1 pseudogene is annotated in these 729 nt (G+C 72.3%); it reads right to left on the bottom strand.

Annotation, left to right across the window (positions count from 1 at the left end):
• Positions 1-626: pseudogene (locus G3N97_RS39205) on the bottom strand (pilus assembly protein FimV); the annotation flags it as partial.
• Positions 627-729 lie beyond the last annotated feature (103 nt).

Below are 729 nucleotides of genomic sequence, written 5' to 3'. Positions count from 1 at the left end.
GTCAGCGGCTCGTCGAGCACGGGCATGTCGGCTTCGGCTTCGGCTTCCGTGCCTGCGGGCGGTGCGATCGGTGCCGTCGGCGCGACCGGCGTTTCCGTAGCCACCGGCGCTTCGGCTGCCGCTGCGGGCTTGCGGCGCTTGCGCATCAACAGACGCACGAGCAGCGCGACGAAAGCCAGCACGATCGCCGCCACGACGCCGAGCGTCACCGGCGACACTTCCGGCTGTTGCGCACCCTGTGCGCCAGCGGGCGCGTGCTGCGCGCCCGATGCACCGTTCGCGCCACCGGCAAACTGCGCCGGCTTGCCGATGCCGTGCTGCAGGGCCATCAGCACGCGATTCTTGAGCGCGAGCAGTTGCTGGAGACTCGACACCGAAACCGGCGCGGATGCTGCGGACGCCGCCGAAGCAGCCTGAACCGATCCGCTGAACGAATGTTGATCGACGCCCGAAGCGCCCGACGCGAGGGCAGCCGAAGCGCCCGCAGCCGAAGCCGCCGTCGCCGCCGATGCCGATTCAGGGGCCGAAGCGCCTGCCGCTTCGCTCGCCACCGTTGCCGCGCTCGACGCGGCATTACCTGCTGTAGTTGCCGTCGCCGCGCTCGCACCCGCGTTCGCCGTGGCCACCGCCGAAGCGGCGGCTGCAGTTGCGCCAGTCGCAGCCGCCGTATTCGGCGTCGACGCCGTGGCGGTTGCCGCGCTTGCGGGCGCCGTCGCGGCAGCCGGCGCG

This window comes from Paraburkholderia sp. Ac-20347 (assembly GCF_017104805.1).
In the GTDB taxonomy this organism is placed as follows: Bacteria; Pseudomonadota; Gammaproteobacteria; order Burkholderiales; family Burkholderiaceae; genus Paraburkholderia; species Paraburkholderia tropica.
This window is presented reverse-complemented; position numbering and strand designations above follow the sequence as displayed.